This is a genomic window from Vagococcus intermedius (assembly GCF_029144185.1).
Taxonomy (GTDB): Bacteria; Bacillota; Bacilli; order Lactobacillales; family Vagococcaceae; genus Vagococcus_D; species Vagococcus_D intermedius.
Window position 1 is genome coordinate 760719 of sequence record NZ_CP110232.1, and the last position, 20934, is coordinate 781652.

The following is a 20934-nucleotide window of genomic DNA, read 5'->3' on the forward strand; positions in this document are numbered from 1 at the left end:
TTGAGTTACTGATTTTTTATAAAAAAGTAAACTGTCGTTCTGATTAGTCTTGACTATGGCTGAGATGTTGGGAAGGGGGATAGCCATAGTGTTGTTTAAAGAGTTTTGAAAAAGAATTGAGTGAGCCAAAACCAAGAGATTCGGAAATCTGACTTAGAGAATCCTGTTGTTGTTCAATCAACTCACAGGCGGCCTGCAATTTAGTCTGTTTAATATAGCGTGCCACTGATATTTTCAAGTCTGCTTTAAAAATTTTATCCAAATGATTGGGGCTAATAGCTAGAAAAGTTGCGACTGTTTCTCTTGTCGTTTGTTCATAGAGGTGGTTGCTAATATATTCTCGAGCTTTGTTAGTAAGCGGACTGATATTCAGTTGTTTTTCTTGATGAACTAAGCGTGTTAAGTCGATAAGGGCTTCAGTCATTGACTTGTTAAGGTCTGTCATAAAGTGAGCATCTTCTAAAGTTTGGATAGCACGATCACTTAAGCTGTAAGCGACTTCAGGAAATAAGCCACCTTGTATAGCAGCACGGGTGGCAAGGGTAACAGTTGTAATACTAATATTTCGATAGTAGCGTATTAAGCTTTTTTTAGATAAGAGGCCGATTGAATCATTTTCCTTATTAAGTGGATTGTGGAGTAACAGTTCTTTGACTTTGGCGACTTGTCCATCTTTGATTGCACGTAACATCATTGTTTCTAATGTTTGTTGATGAAGAGGTTGCTCAGATGTCGCACGTAACTCGTTAGGTACTGTAGAATATTTGAGACCCAGGTCTTCTTCAAATCGTAGTGTTGTCCCTAGTTTCTGAAATAGCAAGTAATAGAGCAACTCACTTAGCGGTCGTAAGCTAGCTTTCTTCAGATAGGGCAAGGTACTTGTCTGAGTGCTAAGGGTAAAGGGGCCTAGTAAGTAATAGCAACCAGTTGATGGAAACATGATAAAGGCCATTTTGTGATTTATTTCTAAAAATAACGGATCGAGGCTTTCTTGGTGTTCAGTGTAAAAGTCACCAATTATTTTGAGTGAATCTGGTTGGTACTGATTGTCAGATAATAGTGTTGCTAATTCTGTTTCTGGATAAACTGCATGTAATCTAAGCTGATGCAACTCTTTAATAAGGTATTGAATTTGTTTGAATTCCATCTTACTTCCTCCAGTTTCTCTTTCCTTTATCCTATATCATGATTAATAAAAACGCAATTTTTGGATATTATTATTCTTTTTTACTCATTAGTTCTAAAAAACATGGGAAATCAGCTAGTTATCATAATATACGAACCGTATACTGTGTCTTGTCAAGCAGACAACTTAAAAGAAATGAGGAAGATAAGATGAGAACAGAAAAAGAAAAAATGATTGCAGGCGATTTATATTTATCAGGAAATGATGTCGAGCTCAATGCGGGTCTAAGCAGAGCTCGCTCCCTACTTTATAAGTTTAATCAATCACCACCAAATGATGAGGGGTTACGTTACGGGATTATTAAAGAATTATTCGGAAAATCACCAGAGTTATTCTTAGTTGAACCGCCTTTCAAGTGCGATCATGGGTTTAATATTTCAGTCGGCGATTACTTTTTTGCCAATTTTGACTGCACTATGCTAGATGTGGCACCGATTACTATTGGTGATCGGGTTTATTTAGGACCTAAAGTTGGCTTATATACAGCCAATCATCCTATTGATAAAGATATTCGTCATGAGTTTTATGAATTTGGTTCACCGATTACGATTGGCGATGATGTCTGGTTGGGGGCGAATACGGTTGTGACACCAGGTGTTACGATCGGTAGTAATGTCGTAATAGGTTCGGGGTCAGTTGTCACAAAAGACATTCCAGACAACGTGATAGCAGTTGGTAACCCTTGTAAAGTACTGCGTCCGATTACGAGTGAGGACAAAGCTTACTGGCAAGCTCGTAAAGAAGCTTATCAAGCTGAATTATGCCAAGACAATGTCATAGAATAACATTAGAAATCAGCGGATACTCGATTGAGCTAATAGTAGCAAAAAGGAGGGTCGAAGCGATTTTATTAAGGAGGCAATCGTATTGAATGAAACAACAGCAATAGAATCTAGCCATAAAACCAGTCTTGTTAATAGGTTAATTGGAGTCATTTCAGCTATCTTTACCCCATACATAGGAATATTAGCTGGGGCAGGCATTTTGATGGCACTCAATACACTGTTACAAAAGATGGCGATTATCTCAACCGAGTCATTTATCAGTGTGATATTAACAGCAGTCTCATCGGGTGTGTTTACCTTGTTACCAGTTTTTATTGGTATTACGACTGCCAAAGTTTTTAATAGTAATGTCTATATTGGTGTCGCCTTGGCGACAGCGCTGTTATTTCCCCTAACAGCAGCAGAGATGCCTGAGACAATTCATCTCTTTGGGCTAAGTTTAGGTGTCAAAAGTTACGGTGGGGCAGTTATTCCCACAATCTTAGCAGTTTTCGTCGCAGGTTATATTGAACGCTTTTTCAAAAAAATAGTGCCAGCCGTCGCTGAAATAGTAGTAGTTCCAGCCTTAACCTTACTTGTTGCAGGTTTTGTTACTTTTCTAGTTATCGGGCCTTTAGGGATGGCACTGGGAAGTGGTATTTCATGGATCTATGGCCAAGCTTACGGCTTTAGTCCTTTAGTGGCGGGAGTTTTACTAGGTGCTTTATTCCCCTTCACCTTCGTTTTTGGCATTCATTGGAGTATCTTACCAGTAGCCATGATTAATATTCAGTCTCTTGGATATGATACGATTTTACCAATCATGATGATGGCGGTCTTTGGTCAATTCGGAGCAGCAGCAGGGATGGTTCGTCATGTTTCAAAAGCAGATCGGGCTTTAACAGTCTCAACCTTAATTCCCGCTTTTTTCGGAATTACAGAACCAGCTATTTACGGTGTCAATTTGAAATACGGCAAACCTTTTATTAGTGGGGTGATTGCTTCAGCTTTAGGTGGTGGTTTGATTAGCTTTTTAGGGGTTAAAATATTCCAATTCACCCCGATTTTAAGCGCCTTATACTATCCGCTATTTATCGGGCCGGATTCTAGTATGAGATTAGGTATTTTGTCATCAGTCATCACCTTTGTTATTGCCTTTTTAGGCAGTTTTATCTTTGGAAAAATTAAACAAACAAATAACTAGGAAAAGAGTGTAGAATATGAAAAAAAATTACCAAGTATTATTAAAAGATCTAACGTTAGAAGAAAAAGCTGGACTATGTTCAGGAGGGACATTCTGGGATTTAAGAGGAGTTGATCGCTTAGGAATTCCTGAGATTGCCTTGACAGATGGACCTCATGGTTTGAGAAAACAACGACGTGATCAATCTGATCACTTAGGTTTCATGGATAGTGAACCAGCGATTTGTTTTCCACCTGCAGTCGGATTAGCCTCATCATGGGATCGTGAATTAGTATATCAAGTCGGAGAAGCTTTGGGAGAAGAGTGCTTATCACATGATGTCAGCGTACTTTTAGGACCTGGTATTAACATCAAACGTTCGCCTTTATGTGGCCGTAATTTTGAATATTTTTCAGAGGATCCTTATTTAACAGCCCAAATGGGTGCCGAACAAGTGAAAGGTACCCAATCAAAAGGCGTTGGTACCTCTTTAAAACATTTTGCTGTTAATAATCAAGAGACCCGTCGTATGACTATTGATGCTAAGGTCAGTGAACGCGCGCTCAGAGAAATCTACCTAGCGGCTTTTGAACATATTGTCAAAGAGGCACAACCGACAACGATTATGACATCGTACAATAAAGTAAACGGTGAGTACGTCAATGAAAGCAAGCATCTCTTACAAGAAGTTTTACGTGACGAGTGGGGCTTTGAAGGAGTTTTAGTCTCAGATTGGTTAGCTGTTGACAATTGTATTAATGGCATAAAAGCAGGTCATGATGTTGAAATGCCAACAACGGGTAATTATTCACCAAACAAAATCGTACAAGCGGTCAAAAGTGGTGAGTTATTAGAAAGTGAGTTAGACAAGGTCGTTTTACGGATACTAGCTTTGATTGACAAGACTGAAATAACTGAAAAACATGGGATGTATGACCAAGAGGCTCACCATGAGTTTGCTCGTCAAGTAGCAGCTGAAACTATGGTTTTATTGAAAAATGATGACAACATATTACCCTTATCTCAAACAGATAAGGTGTTATTAATTGGGGACTTAGCTCAAAAACCACGTTACCAAGGAAGTGGTAGCTCGCATATCATTCCAACAAAAATTGAGAATTTACATGAAGAATTAACAAAACTAATGCCCGAAGGCTCACTTACATTTACTAGAGGTTATGAAGCAGAATTAGATGTCGCCTTGTCTAATCATTATTTAGAGGAAGCTTGTGAATTAGCTCGTCAAGCCGATAAAGTTATTTTACATTTAGGCTTACCAGCCCGTTACGAAGCAGAAGGTTTAGATAGAAGCCATCTAAATTTACCAGAAAACCAATTGGAATTACTCTCAGCTGTCTCTTCCTTTAATTCAAATGTGATTGTGGTATTATCAAATGGCTCAGCCATTGATTTATCTTGGGATGATCAAGTTAAAAGTATTTTAGAAGCTTATTTAGGGGGGCAAGCAAGTGGCGGTGCTATCGCAGATATCCTAGTTGGGAAAGTCAACCCAAGTGCTAAACTAGCTGAAAGTTTCCCTGAAAGATTGCAAGATGTCTCATGTTACCGTGATTTCCCAGGTGTCCGAGATGAGACTGTATATACTGATGATATTTTTGTGGGCTACCGTCACTATGATAAAGTTGGTCTTCCAGCTCGTTATTCATTTGGTCATGGCTTGAGCTATACCAATTTTACCTACAGTGGCCTAACTATCAGTTCTAAAAAAATGGCAGCAGATGAGCAAATAGAAGTGACTGTGACTGTAACTAATACAGGACAGGTACGAGGGAAAGAAATTGTTCAACTCTATGTGTTACCGCTAGATGCAACCGTCCCTCGTCCTATTAAGGAATTGAAAGGCTTTGATAAAGTAGCCTTAGAGCCAAATGAGTCGAAAGACGTGACGTTTGTTGTCAACCAGGAAACCTTAAAATACTTTGATTCAGTTGCAAATGATTGGTATGTGGCTTCTGGCCAGTACCAGCTAGCAGTTGGAAAATCAGCGGAGCAATTACTTCTAAAAACAAATGTAACAGTTGAAAATGCAACACCTTTAAAAGCAACTGTCACGCGCAATACACCTGTACGTGATGTGGCAGCAGATCCAAAGAAATATGCCATTGCTCGTGAGTTATTTGAAACCTGGTATAGCTTAATTGTTAGAGAAAAAACGAGTGATAATGATAAGGTTGATACGGAGTTAGGAATCGCAACTTACAATAATATGCCATTACGTGGCTTGATTAATTTTTCTCAAGGACAGTTAATTGATGATGAGAAATTAGATGAGTTGATTACAAAATTGAATGCCGTACAGTAAGTTTTAAATAAAAAAGAAGAGAGCTTAGGCTCTCTTCTTTTTTATTTAAAACCCATAGGAGTCTTCTTGCTCTTGCCACGCTCTTTGATAGCTTTTAGCTAAGACTAAGCTGTCTTCTACTAGTTTATTTAATCGTCTGGTTACATCATCATTGGTGATTTTTTGTTGGTAAAAATCAATATCTTCAATAAAAACATAATTGGAAACAAGTAGGCCTTTCATATAATGAATGATAGGTTTTAGCTGAGTTTCTGCTACTAAAAAATGTTTTGGGGAACCAGCTGTCATGACAAGACCTACAATTTTTCGCTCTAAAGCATTTTGAGGAAGTAAGTCAAAAATATTTTTTAGTGTGGCAGGTATAGAGGCTTGGAAAGTCGGTGAACCGATTAAAATAACATCAGCGCTCATTAGTTCGCTTGTTACCAAACCAGCGTCTCCTTGGTAATCCAAATAATTTCGGCCATCACTAAACGGTAACTCATAATCCTTTAAATCTAAAAGAGTTAAGTCATGTTCAGAAGCTGTCAGCTTTAAGTGGTTATATAAATAAGTCATCGCTGTTTGAGTTTTTGTACCCACTGTTGAGCCAGATAACAAGACAATTTTCATTAGGGTGTCACTTCTTTCTTTGTATATTTTTTAATAGCAGGGACAATTTTCTCACCTAAAATTTCAATATTTTTCATAATTTTATCAAAAGGAACGCCACCAAAATCTAATTGAGCAATGTAACGTTGGTTATTGAAGACTTCATGTTGATAAAGAATTTTTTCAATGATTTGTTGAGGTGAGCCAACATTAATGATGCTTTCTTTTTCTTTACCATGAGCAAAGGCAGGTTTTGGAAATCCTTGCCCATTAGCTAAGGTGAGACCTTGATTAACATGAGGGTAGTATTCTTTAAAAGCATCTTGGCTATTTTCAGATGCATAGAAGAAACCGCCTGTGGCCACCAACAACTCTTCTTGTTTAAAACCAACTTGTTCACCGGCTTGGCGATAGTAGTCAAGTGTTGGTTTAAATGATGACGCAGGCCCCCCAAGATGAGCTAGGTATAGAGGAACACCAGCGCGTCCAGCATTGATTGCACTAGTTGAGGTCCCACCAACTGCTCGCCAAATTGGTAAGTGTTCTTTTTGAGGACGTGGGAGAATGTGAGCCTCGCTCAATGGTTTTCTAAACTGTCCATGCCAATTGATCGTTTCTTCTTGGTTAATTTTTAACAGCAAATCAAATTTTTCTTCAAATAAGGCATCATAATCAGCTAAATCATACCCCAATAAGTCGAATAACCCAACACGGGAAGCCCGTCCAGCTACTAGTTCAATACGACCACCTGATAATAAATCAAGAGTTGAAAAATCTTCAAAGACTCTGACCGGATCAGAAGTACTTAACATTGTAGCAGAGCTGGATAGTTTGATGCGATGTGTTGCTGCTGCAATATTGGCGAGAATAATACTGTGAGCTTGAGAGATAAAGTGCTCTTGATGACTTTCACCTAAGGCAAATATATCTAGACCAGCTTGTTCAGCTAAAACAGCCATCTCTTTGATTTCATTTAAACGTTGTTGAGGGCTAATTAATTGTTGAGTATGAGGATTAGGCATATGGTCACCAAGTGTATAGATGCCTAATTCTAATCCTTTAGTCACATCTATCTGTGGAGATGTTACGAATTTTTTTGTCATAAGGAACAGTCCTTTCTTATTATAAATACTTAAAGCGATCATTTAAGATAGAGCTAGCATATCACGCTTACTTTTAGTAAGCAATTTAAATGCTTTAAATGAATGATTGGGCTTGCTATGAAACTCGTTTCATAGATTATACTCAGGATAAGAGCAACTGAGGGAGGGAATAAAAGGTGAACACTTATGTAAAAGTCAACAATCATATTTCGAACGCTACCATTCATTTTCTAAAGAATCATCTGTATATAACAAGCCATCAAGGTTATTTTAAAGGTCAAACAATCAGTCTGAAGTGTCAGGATATTTATTATGTCACTTCTACGAGTGTTTTTGGTGGTAAACAAATTTGTTTTAGTTATGAAAATACTTATTATACCTTGTATACTCAAGGACTAGGCATGGCTGATTATTTTGAACGACACTTAGGTCTTTAAAGAGAAGCAACAGTCTATGATATTGTAGTGGAAACTTAGCCTTCAAGTTATTTTATGAAGAGAGTAAGGAATGGTTGGTTTTGTCTGATAGCGTCATACTATGTTAGTAATAAATGGGACGATTAAAAGAACTGTGACAATAGCTGTCAGAGTTTTTTTTCGTATTTGGCAACAAGTTGTTAGGTAAACTAATCCAAAAGGGACTATAATAAAGAAAGCTAACGTTGTTAACTATTTTGATAAAAGGGTGATGTTTATTCAAATATTGACTATTTTTGTTTCATTGACTTTACGAGCTCTTTTCCAATGCCTTAGTTTTAGTCGAAGGACGGAAAGTTTTTTATTAGGCTGTTTGTTAGTTACTATTAACCAATTCGCTTAAAGTTAACACCCTTAATGTCGGTACCACACAGTTAGCTGATAGGTGTGGTAGTCAATTTTAATTGGGGTAATTGTTGTCTTTAATTTGTCGATTTTATTTTCAAGAGTAACGATACAACAATTAGTCAGATTTGTAGTTCTCGAGGCAGTCGGTTGTTTGTTATTATTTGGTTATAATATCTTTCTAAAAAGGACGTGGAAAAATGAATATGCTAAAGAAAATAGTAAGCACAGTTAGTTTATTAATAGTCGTAATCGGTTTGAGTGCGTGTGGAGGATCTAAGGTTTCTGATGAAGAAGCTGAAGCTTATAAGCAAGAGGCAAGTGTGATTATTATGGATGTGATGGCACATAATTATGAGGATATTTTGACCAATTTGAACGATGAGATGAAAGAAGATTTGACTGAAGAGACTCTGAAAGAGATTGAACCCATTTTAAAAAAATCTGGCGACTTTAAAAAAATTGGCAAACAAACAGTACTTTTCAAAAATGATAACTACACGACGGTTTCTGAAGTCACATATAGTAAAGAAAAACGGATTTTTTCTATTTCATTTAATGAACAAGAGGAAATATCTAGCTTGGTTGTCAAATAAGTTGAGAAAGTAGTGTCTTTGAAAGATAGTCCTCCTTTAGAAAATAACATTATTAACATAGACTATCTGAATATCAACTAAAAGACATGGGATTAGAGGATGAATTTTTAGCATCAATTGCTCCTATTATGTGGGAATATACAAGTGAGAGGGATAAAGCGAATGGTGAGTAAGTTTTATTACCTAAAATAAGCAGTCAAAATAAAAATAATAAGAATTTGATTAAAAAATAAGGTGTTTTAGGTAGTAGAGGAGGATTCTAAGCAAGCTTGAGCAATTAAGTCCCTTCCTCAACTATCAATTAGCAAAAAACTTCTCATTTTGACTTAATGATAGGTATGACTATTTTGCTTATACTACTCTTACACGAAAGGAAGGGATAAGTATGAAACCATCATTAACGAAAGCTCAGTTTACTGATATCTATTTAAACGAGGAATTACTGCTTGTCAATAGTAAGATAGAGGGAGATGTGATTGAAGGTGATAATCTATATCGTGCCGATATTTCCAATTGTCATTTTAAGAATGTGACGTTTCATGGCGTTGATTTTGAAAAGGTTGAACTTGTGGATGTTGTTTTTGAAAATTGCGATTTTTCTAATTCAGCCTTAACAGAAGCCAGTATTATTCGAACCACTTTTATTGGTTGTAAATTATTAGGGACGGATTTTAATAAGAGTTATTTTTTTGAGAGTCAATTTAAAGATAGTGACTTATCATTAGCCAGTTTGTCTCACTCTCATTTTAAGCAAAGTCAAATGTCAGGGTGTCGTTTAATTGATACGTATTTGGTTGACTGCAAACTGACCAAAATGGCCTTCCTTGATTGTGAATTAGTGAAGGTGAATTTCACGGATACGGCATTAAAAAAAGTTGATTTAAGTACGTGTCAACTTGTTTCACTGATTATTGATTATAGTGATTTAGCAGGCTGTTTATTATCACAAAGCCAGACCGTTTTTCTTGCGAGTTTATTAAGAATTCAACTAGTTGATTAGATAATTAAACACTCACAACAAAAATTGGGTGAGTGTTTAATAGCTTAAGCTTCAGCAATGAAGGTTAAGGTAGCGTGTGCACCTGAATTTTGACCGTAATCCCAGATGACTTGACAATTTTTAAACCCTATTTTTTCTAAAATAAGTTTAAATTCTTCAATACCATACCAAGATAAGATAAATTGAGATAATTCAGTTTGGACCATCTGTCCTTTTACCCATTTTTCATAGCGGTGTAACTCAGTTGTACGTTGGGCTTCCCAATCAATATTGAGTGAGGTACTATTGAAGATGATACCAGTGCTATCAGAAAGTTCACATGTTGTAGTTGATGAGTTTCCTTCTTGAAAGTCTCGAGGTAAAAGTAAATCTAAAATTAATTTACCACCAGGTAATAAATGGTGTTTAAACGCTGTTAGGCTTTTAAGCATCATCTCTCTAGTCGGTAACAGTGCAAAACTACCGGTTGGCATGATAATCATTTGATACTTCTTTGGTAAATCAAGGGCTTGAAGATCTTGAAGATAGAGTTTCACTTCTAGTTTGCGCTCATTTAAATGGTGTTGACATTTTTCTAACATAAATGGGGACAAATCAACGCCTTCTATTTTGATGCCTTTTTCAGCAAAAGGCACGAGCATGCGTCCTGTCCCAACACCTGCTTCAAGGACTAAGCCTGTTGCTGATTTGACTTGTTCTAAATAAAAAGTTAGGTCGCCGTCAATTTCATGACCAATTGGTTTGGTAAAGTCATAAAGCTCAGTACTTAGTTCACCATATTCTTCGAACATATAAAACCTCCTATTTTTAAGTAGTAAAAGTATAACATATTTTTAAGAAAGCTGTGCTCAATGGTGATAGTGTAGAAATAAAGAAAGCGAGGTGCTCAAGGTGGCTAGACCCGAAGATAAAGAAAGTTTATTAGCTTTATCAGCAGAAAATTTTACTAAATTAATGGCAATGATTGAGAATATGCCAGTTGAGATGAAGGAGGGAAGCTTTCCCTTTAATGATCGAGATAAAAACGTGAGAGATGTCTTAGGACACCTTCATGACTGGCATCTTATGTTTTTCGATTGGTATAAAGATGGGATGGCAGGTGTTAAGCCAACGATGCCAAAATCGGGGTATACCTGGAAAACATTGCCGGCCTTAAATCAACAAATTTGGGAAAGTTATCAAATGATGAGTTTAGAAGAAAGCCAGAGTTTGCTCATAAAAAGTCATAAACGTGTAATGGCATTAATTGAAAGTCATTCTGACTATGAGTTATTTACTAAAAAATACTATAAATGGACGAATACGACGTCTTTAGGAGCTTATTTTATTTCGGCAACGTCTAGTCACTATGATTGGGCTTTTAAAAAGTTAAGTAAGTATCAACGTGCTATGAGATAAACTTTCTAGTCAAATAAAAAACATCGCAAATAAGATTTGCGATGTTTTTTATTTGAGTTCTTTATCATACAGAAAGAAACCAATTTGTTCTTTTGAGCGATCAGGTGTTAAGGTAAGAGTCATCATTTTTTTGTCCTGTTGCTTCATTCCTTGGTACTCATAAAATTGATAATGACATTTAGTATCTGTAAATAAATAAAAGTTAGTCACTTTTTGTTGCTCAAAATAAGAAATAGCTGCTTGATAGAGTGTTTTACCGATCCCTTTTCCTTGATAGCCATCAGCCATGACAAATAAAGTTAATTCGGCCTCATAATTCTTGTTGCTTTTTGCTAGAAGTTCTTGATCAAGTGCTTCTACTTTAGTCAAATTAGTAAGGACATGTCGACCTTCTTCTGTTAAATAGAGAGGAAGTAAAGAGCTAGCCAGGCGAAAAAGATCCCTCACATTTTGCTTTTTACAAGTAAGGTCTTTTGCTAAAATAACTCCTACTACTTGATCTTGATAGACAGCTACTTGTGAAAAACTTGAGTGGGCTAAACAAGAGCTTAAAAACATTTTAACGGCTCGTTTAGAGGTTTTTGGGCTACAAAAAGTATCGTATTCCCATATTTTTTGAATGATTGATTCTAACGTTTTAAAGTCCTTTTTTTTGATGTTTCGAAAGTATAAAGTCATTTACATTCTCCTAAAGTTAATAAGGTATATCATAACTGAAATTAAGTGATAGTCAATAGTTATCAAGTAGTTATTGAGAGAAAGTGTGCTACACTATGATCATTATAAATAAAAAAGGGAGTGAGAAAAATGATTTTAGAAACAGATCGTTTGATACTAAGGCCATTTGAACTTGAGGATGCCACGGCGCTTTATCACTATGCTAAAAATCCTAAGATTGGACCTGCAGCTGGTTGGTCTTCACATACAAGTGTGGCTGAAAGTCAAAGAGTCATTCAAGAGGAGTTAACGGGTGAACTTATTTTTGCGATTGTCTTAAAATCACAACCTGATGAAGTCATCGGTTGTATCGATCTAGCAATCGGTAAGCGTTCATTTATGTTGGATACTGAAGGTGAGATTGGTTATTGGCTAGGAGAAGAGTTTTGGGGACGTGGACTTGTGCCAGAGGCAGTTCGAACAGTATTGAGACAAGGGTTTGGGATTATTGGTTTAGATTATATTTGGTGTGCTGCCTTTATCGATAATAAAAACTCTCAAAGAGTGCAAGAGAAGATCGGATTTAAGTACATTAAAACGATAGAAAATGTAGAGTTTAAACTGATTGATGCTAAGAAAACAGAACGCTTGACCCGTCTAAGTCGGCAGGAGTGGCACCAACTATCTAAAAACTAAAAAGGGTTCGTTTGCGTTATACTTAGTCTCTAGAAGTGTTATTAAACTAATTAAACGGAAAATATTCCTTGACTATTTAGGCGATACCTTCTTATAATGTGCGTATAGAAATGAATCAAATAAAAAGGCACTCGAAAAGAGGATAGAAGTCCTTTTTCGAGACTTGAATTCGACACCACCATGTCTAATCAAGTTGCCATAGATTTATGCTACCATCATGGTTAATAATTGTAAATAACTTTAAGTGCAAGTTTGTTTTAAATTTGCTGTTTTTACAGCCTATGTTGGTTTTATTTAGCTATGTTAAAGAGGTTGGATGAGTTTATCCCAACTTCTTTATTTTTTTGCATTAGTGTAAAAAGAACGGCAAGTCAGATTCGTTTCTATGCTTTATAATGAAAGCGGTTAAATAAATGTTAGAGAGGGGATTTTTACAGTGAACGAATTACAAGAAGAGCTGTTATCAATGTTAGAAGCAAGAGAAGATGAGATGGTTGCTATCCGTCGTTACTTGCATGCCAACCCCGAACTGTCCTTTCACGAAACGAAAACTGCCAAGTATATTGCTGATTTTTATAAAGGAAAAGCCTGTCATGTGCAAACAATGATTGGTGGACAAAATGGTGTATTAGTTGATATTGAAGGAGGATTTCCCGGCGATAATTTAGCTTTACGAGCTGACTTTGATGCACTTCCTATCCAAGAAGAAACGGACTTACCTTTTAGTTCTAAAAATGAAGGCGTTATGCACGCGTGTGGGCATGATGCTCACACGGCTTACATGTTAGTGTTAGCTGATTGTTTGATTCAAGTGAAAGATCGTTTAAAAGGGACGATTCGGATCATTCATCAACCAGCTGAAGAAGTTCCGCCAGGAGGTGCTATCACAATGGTTGAATGCGACTGTTTAAAAGACATCTCTCATGTATTAGGGATACACATCATTAATAATTTTCCAACTGGAACGATTAGTTATCACCCAGGTGCAGTTCACACTGGGAGAGCGACTTTTAAATTGAAAATTCAAGGACAAGGTGGCCATGGGTCATCCCCTCATGAAGCAAAGGATAGTATTTTAGCCGGAGCTCAATTTGTGACAGCTATCCAAACGATTGTCAGTCGGAAAATTGATCCAATGGAAACTGTTAGCGTGACTATTGGCTCATTTGATGGCAAAGGATCAGCTAATATTATCAAAGATTCTGTTATTTTAGAGGGTGATGTCAGAATGTTAAAGGAGAGTTCTCGTCCTAAAGTAGAGGCAGAATTTAGAAGAATATTAAAAGGTGTTTGTTTAGCAAATGAGATGTCTTACGATTTAGATTATATGAATGATTATATAGTTTGTATCAATGATGAGGCGACAACCATCATGGTTAAAGAAGCTTTGGATTTAGCGAATCTAAAAGAGGTGACAACTATTAATGATTGTGGTGCCCTAAATCCCTCAGAAGATTTTGCTTATTATGCAGCTAAAAGGCCGAGTTGCTTTTTTTATGTAGGTGCTCGTGAAATTGAAGGAGCGTGCTATCCTCATCACCATCCCAAGTTTAGAATTAATGAAAAATGCTTATTGATTGCTGCAAAAGCAATGGCCAGCTCTGTTCTATATTATATGTCAGAAGGTGTGTAGGCTAAGATGAGTGCTACTAATTTGACTTATAAAGGGACGAACAAACTCTTAACCGGAATCGTTTTAAGTATCTTGACTTATTGGCTGTTTGCTCAAGCTTTAGTAAATATAGCGCCTGATGTCCAATCAGATTTAGGACTATCGGCAAGTATTTTTGGGATAGGTCTGTCTTTAGCAGGTTTATGTTGTGGTACTTTTATCGTAGTGGCAGGGACAGCTGCAGATCGCTTTGGTAGAATGAAGTTAACTTATCTTGGCTTAAGTTTAAATATTATGGGTTCCTTATTTTTAGTAATAACACAAGGAGCGTTATTATTTATTATAGGTAGAATGTTACAAGGACTGGCAGCCGCCTGTATTATGCCTGCGACTATTTCTTTAGTTAAAAGCTATTATGTCGGAAACGACAGGCAAAGAGCGGTTAGTTATTGGTCGATTGGTTCTTGGGGTGGTTCAGGTTTTTGTTCATTTTTTGGAGGAGCTGTTGCTAGTAATTTTGGCTGGCGCTATGTTTTTATTTTTTCTATCATTATTTCGGTTTTGAGTATGGGCTTGATATTTGGAACGCCTGAAAGTAAAGCTGAGAAAACTAAAAAGGTACCCTTTGATTTTGTAGGTCTCACGATTTTTATTATTTTTATGTTAGCATTTAATATTTTTATTTCTAAAGGTGGCGATTTTGGTTGGACGAGTCTAACGACGCTCATGTTGTTAGTAGTTGCTATAGTCGGTGGTTATCTATTCATAAGAGTAGAGTTGGGAAATCAAGATAGTTTTATTGATTTAAGTTTATTTAAAAATAGATATTATTTAGGTGCGACAGTTTCGGATTTTTTACTAAATTCTATTTCAGGCACCATGTTTGTAGTTAATTCATATGTTCAACAAGGAAGAGGTTTGTCCGCAGCTCAATCAGGATTATTATCACTAGGTTATTTGGTTTTAGTTTTAGTTTCAATTAGGATCGGTGAAAAATTATTGCAAGTAATGGGTGCTCGTAAACCAATGATTTTGGGAACAGTTATAGCAGGGATGGGTGTTAGTTGTATGTCTTTGACTGTATTAAAGGGTCCAATATATTTAATGTTTGTTTTCATTGGGTTTAGTTTACTGGGAATCGGATTAGGATTGTATGCAACTCCCTCGACAGATACTGCTATTTCTAGTGTTCCAGATGAAAAAGTTGGAGTCGCTTCAGGTATTTATAAGATGGCCAGTTCACTAGGAGGAGGTACGGGAGTTGTCTTATCATCAACTATCTATGCTCATTTTAGCGCAAGTGGTGATTATACATCTGGTGCGACCTACGGATTATTATGGAATATTTTATTTAGCATATTAGCAGTGTGCTCAATTGTAATGATTGTTCCAAAAGAAACTAATCAGAACGACTGAGCTGGTCATTTTCAATGCTGTTGGCAATTTATTTTATGATGATCAACTAATTAGTTGAATTCGGTAAAAAAGTTCCTATTTAAAGGAACTTTTTTACTTTACTATGTAGTATTGATGATAGTTGTACTTTTTAATTGAGTGCCCTTACTAGCATAGTTGATAGAGACCTATTAATTGGGCATATCTCGGTGATAGTTTCTATGAGTATTTCAGTCGAAAAAGTGACAGGGACATAAGACTTTTATCATTCTATGCCCCAGTTTCTTTTTAGTTGCTCATTAATTATTAAGCGACGTTACATTCTGAGACTGTTTTTATGAGAATAGAAAACACATTTGATGTGTATTAAACGGAGGTATGTAGAATATAAACAGTAAGCGCTTGCAAACGTTTGGAGAATCTACTAAACTAGAGTTGTCGAAAGTTACACAAACTAAACTCTGATACTTTATTAAAACTTTATTATAACAAGTTATTTAACACTGGTTGTTATGTGAATAAATTATTTATTGGGGACATAGCAGTCATTTAAGATAACTATTTCAAGGCATAAAACTGACTTGTAGTAGTTAAAAGTAGAATAACTAATCATAAGCTTTGATATAAGTGAGAGGGGTTTTCATTATGGAAAATACAGAAAAGTTAGGATTTAAGCAATCATTATTTCATGTTTTAAACGGAACAGCCACAGGAATTGTAGTTGGTTTGATTCCAAATGCAGTTTTGGGTGAGCTTTTTAAAGCTTTTGATGGTGCTTTTTTTGAAATGGCCTATCAAGTAGTTTATTCCTTGCAATTTGCCACAGCTGCGGCTGTTGGTGTGCTAGTCGCTGTTAATTTCGGTTTTAATGCTATGCAGGCAGCTGCGGTTGGGACAGCTGCATTTGTTGGTTCTGGTGCAGTGACTTTTAAAGACGGTATATGGGTCGGTGGTGGGATTGGTGATTTGATTAACGTCATGATAACTGCGGGTATTGCTTGTTGGATTATTTTAAAAGTGAAGGATAAATTGGGCTCTTTTAATGCTATTGGTTTACCAATTTTAGGCGGAGCGGTGCCAGCTTTTATTGGATTATTTCTATTACCTTATGTGAGCATGATTACAACTTATATTGGTGATTTAATTAATAGCTTTACGCACTTAGAGCCCAAATTAATGAGTGTACTTATTGCGATTGCTTTTGCGATGTTAATCGTCTCTCCTATTTCAACTGTTGCGATAGGTTTGGCCATAGGCTTAAATGGGTTAGCAGCAGGTGCAGCTGCAATAGGAGTGACTGCGTGTACAGCGATTCTTTTGATTTCATCTGTGAGGGTCAATAAGATAGGGACGACGTTGGCAATTTTATTTGGTGCTATGAAAATGATGTTACCAAATTTAGTTAGAAACCCAATCATGCTAGTTCCCTCAGTGATAACCGGAGCAATTAGCGGATTTGTAGCGGCTTTATTAAATATTCAAGGTATCCCAGCTAGTGCGGGATTTGGTTTGGTTGGCTTAGTAGGCCCAATTCATGCCGTTCAACAATCAACAGCAAACTTCAGCATGGCTGTGTTGAGTACAATTTTAGCTTTTATTATTGTTCCGTTTGGAGTAGGTTGGGTAGTTGACTATCTTTGTCGAAATGTTTTCCATCTATATAAAACGGATATTTTTAAATATGAAGCTTAAGAGTGACTAAAAATAATAAAAAGAGCTCCTCAAGAGAGCTCTTTTTTATTCGACTAATTTGATTTTTTTATGATTAGAGAAGAGTAACGAAGCTAACAACAATCAGAGTTGTCATAAACGGACAGACGTCTAAATTTTCTTACCTTTGATTAATTGTTCATAGACATTGTTTTTTTATTCTAAGTAGTTGTTTTTTATAATTTGTTTTGTAAGGGTACTTATTTTTAGTTTTCTAACAATTTTAGTGACAGATAGACTCTCTTTCTTTTATTACATCGTTTTTATAGAATCGTCATTTTCATTGATCAGAACTATTTTTTAATGTTTAAAAGCAAGGGTGAGCATTTGTAAGCTACTATCAAAAATGTGAACAGATTGAAGTATTCATAAACCGATAATCCCTGGGTATGATCATCTAAGTATTTAAAAGTAACGATTTTTGATAAAATAGGCAATCTACTAATATTTATTAATTAGGATTTCTGATACTATGACAATCATTTAATTTTTGTATTTATCAATAGTAATCGCCAACTATAAACTATTGAAGATATTTTCTGTAGGATAATCGACCATAATAGAAAATAATAAGATTGATTTATTAAGGTTAGTTTGTTAAACTATTTTTAATATAAACGAAAGGGGTGAGATGATGACTACTTATGAATGGATAAAAGTCATGATACCACCGTTTCCCTGTAAAGGATGTTTTTTCCTCAGATTACAATAATTAGGAGTTTAAACAATGAGAAAAAACATCAAAAAACAACCGGGCGTCTTACTATTAATCGTATTAGTAGGGTTTCCGCAAATCAGTGAAACAATTTTTACCCCATCTTTACCACAAATTGCTACAGCTTATGGTGTGGCGATTAATACAGCGCAATTGACTTTAAGCATTTATTTCTTAGCATTTGCTTTTGGCGTTTTTACGTGGGGATGGTTATCAGATAGTATAGGTCGTCGTAAAGCGATGAATTACGGTATTTTAATCTATGGTCTTGGTAGCTTAATGTGCTACCTATCAGGCTCGATGACGAGTTTATTAGTAGCGCGTTTTATTCAAGCTTTTGGTGCCAGTACTGGCTCCATCACAACTCAGACTATTTTACGTGAAAGCTATGAAGGGAACGAACGCCACAGTTTATTTGCCAAAATATCTGCTGCTTTAGCCTTTACTCCCGCAATTGGACCACTTATCGGTGGGTTTGTCGGAGAATCATTTGGCTATCGAGCGGTCTTCTTCACCTTAGTCTTGATGAGTGTAGGAGTATTTGCCTATAGTTACTTATCTTTACCAGAAACATTTGTCCCTGAAACGAAAACAGCCGTTTCGCTTTCAAAAGTTGCTAGACGATTAATTTCAAATCCACGTGTTGTGACCTTTGGGATTATTATCGGAGGAATTAATGGGCTATTGTTTAGTTATTATGCTGAGGCACCGTATGTGTTTATTGAGTATTTTGGTATGACTCAATCTCACTATGGTTTCTTAGGAATCATGATTGCTTTAGCAACAGTGATTGGTTCATTGCTCTCAAAACGCCTGTTAGCTCACTTTAAACCAGAAATGATTATACGCGGTGGTTTGAGTTTAGCTTTCCTAGGTGCCGTAGCTTTACTTGTAGTCACTTGTCTATCAGGTATGGCAAGTTGGATACAAATGGGCTTATATATCATAACAGTTTTTATAATATTAGTTGGAACAGGCATTAGCTTACCAAACTGCTTGAGTTTGGCTTTAGTTGATTTTAAAGATGTTGTCGGAACAGCAGGAGCTATTTTTAGTTTAGCCTATTATTTATTGGTTAGCTTATGTACATTTTTAATGAGTGTTCTTCACACAGGCTCATTAATCAACATGCCACTATACTTTATCGCCTTAATCGGTGTGCAATTGATGTTAAGTAAACGTTATTTGAAATAGTAGTGAAAGAACTAGTCACAAGGTGACTAGTTTTTTTATTAAGTTAAGGACAAGTGAAAGTAGGGGATAGGATGAAGATTTATAATAAGAAATATTTTATTCAAGGTATACTCTCAGGTTTAATTGGGATGATAGCGCTAATCAGTTTGGCTGTAATCCCATCAGAAGACGTAACGTTTTTAAGAATGGTTCGATCGGTATTTTTAGGAGGAATCTTATTGCTAATTTCAGTTTATGAATTGAAGTGTGGGTGTTCCCCTCAATTTGATACAGCTAAAAAGAAACCGACTAATAAATAATTGAGTGACGCACAAATGATTTTGAGCGGCCCCTCTATTTAGTTTTTGTGACTTGTGTGATAATGACACAACCTTTCATTTAAAGGGGATTTAAATATAAAAATCAAGGAAGGAAGGAGCCTTTGAAGGCTACTTTTAATAATGATTCAAAAAATAATCAACTTGTGAGGCGTTGAATCTGACCCTTATTAGTTTAAAAATAACAAAAGTCACGATATTATAGTAATAGAAGGAGGGGATTGGTTGACTAAAGAAGTTGTATATGTTGTATCAAACAAAAGTGATATGACAGAAAAGTCTTCAACATCCATGCTCCGTTTCGATGAAGGGAATCACTGCTAATTAACTTGATGATTTAGTAAGGTATCGGAAATGAGTCTTGGTTTGAGGGATATTTTTCATAAAAACAGGAAATGAAAGGTATCTTCTTACAAAAAAAAGAGTCAAAAAAATCATTATTAAAAGGGAGAGTGGCAAAGATGGGTTTAATTTGGACATTATTAGTAGGCGCCTTAATTGGGGTTATTGCGGGATCACTAACTAACAAAGGCGGCTCAATGGGCTGGATCGCGAATATTTTAGCAGGCTTGGTTGGTTCTTCAATTGGTCAGTCTTTATTGGGACATTGGGGACCGCAGTTAGCTGGGATGGCTTTAATTCCATCTATTGTAGGAGCTGTCATTTTGGTCGCAGTGGTGTCATTTTTCTTCAGTAAAGGTGAACAAGTCAACAAGTAAGTTTCCTCAAATAGTATTCAGAATAGAAAAACTAGTGATAAAATTAATTTTTTATCACTAGTTTTTTTGTTCCCCTTTACAAAGGGAACGTATGTTTGTATCATAAGGTGAAGCGTTAGAAATCGTGAATAGATACTATAAAGCACTAATGTTCTAAGAGCTAGTGGCGTTTACTTTTATGAAAAGAAACTATCAGATTTAGATAGGAGTAGCAACAAAAAATTTCTAGGGAGCTGTTTTGAGATGAGGACTTTTATGAGACAAGGAAAACTATTTTTTAAAACGAATGGTGTGATTCATTTTAATGCATGGTATGCTGATTTTGAGATCAGATTGGCCAATCTTCTCACTATTTTAAAGGAGAAGATTATGATGAAAAAAAGAGTGATTACCTTAACTAATGTTCCAGTTTATTATAAACGTCGAGTAGGAGAGTATGGGATTGGCAATTATCAAGTAATGGAAGAGATGAAGCAATGGGTAACTGATAATTTACCAAGTGAGACGGAAATTTGGGCAGTCGCCTTAGACAATCCTAATCAAGTTGCACCAAAGGAGTGTCGTTATGATGTCTGTGCAACTAAATTATTAGGAGGCATCCCTTTAACTCTTCCAAGAGATATTAAAAATCGGACGCTAATAGCAGGTGAGTATATGGTGATCACGATTCCTCATACAGTTGAAGGGACACAAGTTTTTTGGCAGACTTTTTTAGAGCAATTAGAAGAATATGACATAGACCGTAGCCGACCTATTATGGAACATTATTCCAAAGCTAAATTAGCTTTAGGTTATTGTGAGATGTATGTCCCTATTAGAAGCTGATTTGATTGACGCTACTTCTACTAAAAGGCATGTCATACAAGTAAAAAACGTCAGCTGTTTTGGTTGGCGTTTTTTTTTGTTAACATTTTGTTCATAAAGCTGTGTTAAAGTTAATTTATTGATAAAAAA

General features: G+C 36.1%; 20 protein-coding genes. 15 read left to right on the forward strand and 5 right to left on the reverse strand.

The features are described 5' to 3' along the window. Positions 1-43 precede the first annotated feature (43 nt). The gene (locus OL234_RS03480; protein ID WP_275469783.1) at positions 44-1147 is read right to left on the reverse strand and encodes a helix-turn-helix domain-containing protein; all 1104 of its coding nucleotides are present in this window, start codon (positions 1145-1147) and stop codon (positions 44-46) included. 188 nt (positions 1148-1335) lie between these two features. Here OL234_RS03480 and OL234_RS03485 point away from each other — a divergent pair, with 188 nt between their 5' ends. The 3 genes from OL234_RS03485 to OL234_RS03495 all read left to right on the forward strand — a co-directional run bounded on the left by OL234_RS03485 (position 1336) and on the right by OL234_RS03495 (position 5456). Beyond that, a complete protein-coding gene (locus tag OL234_RS03485; protein ID WP_275469784.1) occupies positions 1336-1971 on the forward strand; it encodes a sugar O-acetyltransferase in 636 nt (211 codons plus the stop codon). A gap of 82 nt (positions 1972-2053) precedes the next feature. Continuing rightward, entirely contained in the window at positions 2054-3154 is a 1101-nt protein-coding gene (locus OL234_RS03490) for a PTS transporter subunit EIIC (RefSeq protein ID WP_275469785.1), read from the forward strand. Between the two features lie 16 nt (positions 3155-3170). Then, positions 3171-5456 carry a beta-glucosidase gene (locus OL234_RS03495; protein ID WP_275469786.1) on the forward strand — a complete coding sequence of 762 codons (2286 nt, stop codon included), beginning with the start codon at positions 3171-3173 and terminating at the stop codon, positions 5454-5456. Between the two features lie 45 nt (positions 5457-5501). Here OL234_RS03495 and OL234_RS03500 read toward each other — a convergent pair whose 3' ends face one another. Together OL234_RS03500 and OL234_RS03505 are read right to left on the reverse strand one after the other, a co-directional pair. Next, on the reverse strand, positions 5502-6068 hold the full coding sequence (locus OL234_RS03500; protein ID WP_275469787.1) for an NADPH-dependent FMN reductase: 567 nt from the start codon (positions 6066-6068) through the stop codon (positions 5502-5504). After that, positions 6068-7150, reverse strand: a complete 1083-nt coding sequence (locus OL234_RS03505) for an LLM class flavin-dependent oxidoreductase (RefSeq protein WP_275469788.1) — start codon at positions 7148-7150, stop codon at positions 6068-6070. The genes OL234_RS03500 and OL234_RS03505 overlap by 1 nt, the downstream gene beginning before the upstream one ends. Positions 7151-7326: 176 nt before the next feature. Here OL234_RS03505 and OL234_RS03510 point away from each other — a divergent pair, with 176 nt between their 5' ends. The 3 genes from OL234_RS03510 (at position 7327) to OL234_RS03520 (ending at position 9567) form a co-directional block, all read left to right on the forward strand. Further along, entirely contained in the window at positions 7327-7587 is a 261-nt protein-coding gene (locus OL234_RS03510; protein WP_275469789.1) for a hypothetical protein, read from the forward strand. A gap of 584 nt (positions 7588-8171) precedes the next feature. Next, positions 8172-8567: a DUF3887 domain-containing protein gene (locus OL234_RS03515; RefSeq protein WP_275469790.1), complete on the forward strand. Its 396-nt coding sequence runs from the start codon at positions 8172-8174 to the stop codon at positions 8565-8567. Positions 8568-8952: 385 nt separating this feature from the next. Continuing rightward, positions 8953-9567 (forward strand): pentapeptide repeat-containing protein, encoded by a 615-nt coding sequence (locus OL234_RS03520; RefSeq protein ID WP_275469791.1) that lies wholly within the window; start codon positions 8953-8955, stop codon positions 9565-9567. A gap of 44 nt (positions 9568-9611) precedes the next feature. Here the strand turns inward: OL234_RS03520 and OL234_RS03525 are convergent, their stop codons facing one another. Next, entirely contained in the window at positions 9612-10358 is a 747-nt protein-coding gene (locus tag OL234_RS03525; RefSeq protein WP_275469792.1) for a class I SAM-dependent methyltransferase, read from the reverse strand. Between the two features lie 100 nt (positions 10359-10458). Between OL234_RS03525 and OL234_RS03530 the strand changes: the two genes are divergently transcribed. Next, positions 10459-10965 (forward strand): ClbS/DfsB family four-helix bundle protein, encoded by a 507-nt coding sequence (locus OL234_RS03530; RefSeq protein WP_275469793.1) that lies wholly within the window; start codon positions 10459-10461, stop codon positions 10963-10965. Between the two features lie 48 nt (positions 10966-11013). Here OL234_RS03530 and OL234_RS03535 read toward each other — a convergent pair whose 3' ends face one another. After that, complete coding sequence (locus OL234_RS03535) at positions 11014-11643, reverse strand: GNAT family N-acetyltransferase (protein ID WP_275469794.1); 630 nt, start codon at positions 11641-11643, stop codon at positions 11014-11016. A 129-nt stretch (positions 11644-11772) separates the two neighbouring features. On the opposite strand from OL234_RS03535, the gene OL234_RS03540 reads away from it, so the two are divergent. From OL234_RS03540 to OL234_RS03575, 8 genes are all read left to right on the forward strand, one after another. Further along, positions 11773-12318: a GNAT family N-acetyltransferase gene (locus tag OL234_RS03540; RefSeq protein ID WP_275469795.1), complete on the forward strand. Its 546-nt coding sequence runs from the start codon at positions 11773-11775 to the stop codon at positions 12316-12318. 466 nt (positions 12319-12784) lie between these two features. Then, the gene (locus tag OL234_RS03545; protein WP_275470108.1) at positions 12785-13951 is read left to right on the forward strand and encodes an amidohydrolase; all 1167 of its coding nucleotides are present in this window, start codon (positions 12785-12787) and stop codon (positions 13949-13951) included. Positions 13952-13957: 6 nt separating this feature from the next. Further along, complete coding sequence (locus OL234_RS03550) at positions 13958-15346, forward strand: MFS transporter (protein ID WP_275469796.1); 1389 nt, start codon at positions 13958-13960, stop codon at positions 15344-15346. 624 nt (positions 15347-15970) lie between these two features. After that, the gene (locus tag OL234_RS03555) at positions 15971-17017 is read left to right on the forward strand and encodes a PTS sugar transporter subunit IIC (protein ID WP_275469797.1); all 1047 of its coding nucleotides are present in this window, start codon (positions 15971-15973) and stop codon (positions 17015-17017) included. Positions 17018-17762: 745 nt separating this feature from the next. Then, positions 17763-18944: a multidrug effflux MFS transporter gene (locus tag OL234_RS03560; RefSeq protein ID WP_275469798.1), complete on the forward strand. Its 1182-nt coding sequence runs from the start codon at positions 17763-17765 to the stop codon at positions 18942-18944. A 71-nt stretch (positions 18945-19015) separates the two neighbouring features. After that, the gene (locus OL234_RS03565) at positions 19016-19243 is read left to right on the forward strand and encodes a hypothetical protein (protein WP_275469799.1); all 228 of its coding nucleotides are present in this window, start codon (positions 19016-19018) and stop codon (positions 19241-19243) included. A gap of 479 nt (positions 19244-19722) precedes the next feature. Beyond that, complete coding sequence (locus tag OL234_RS03570; RefSeq protein ID WP_275469800.1) at positions 19723-19980, forward strand: GlsB/YeaQ/YmgE family stress response membrane protein; 258 nt, start codon at positions 19723-19725, stop codon at positions 19978-19980. 255 nt (positions 19981-20235) lie between these two features. Beyond that, on the forward strand, positions 20236-20805 hold the full coding sequence (locus OL234_RS03575; RefSeq protein ID WP_275469801.1) for a GyrI-like domain-containing protein: 570 nt from the start codon (positions 20236-20238) through the stop codon (positions 20803-20805). The last annotated feature ends 129 nt before the right edge of the window (positions 20806-20934 follow it).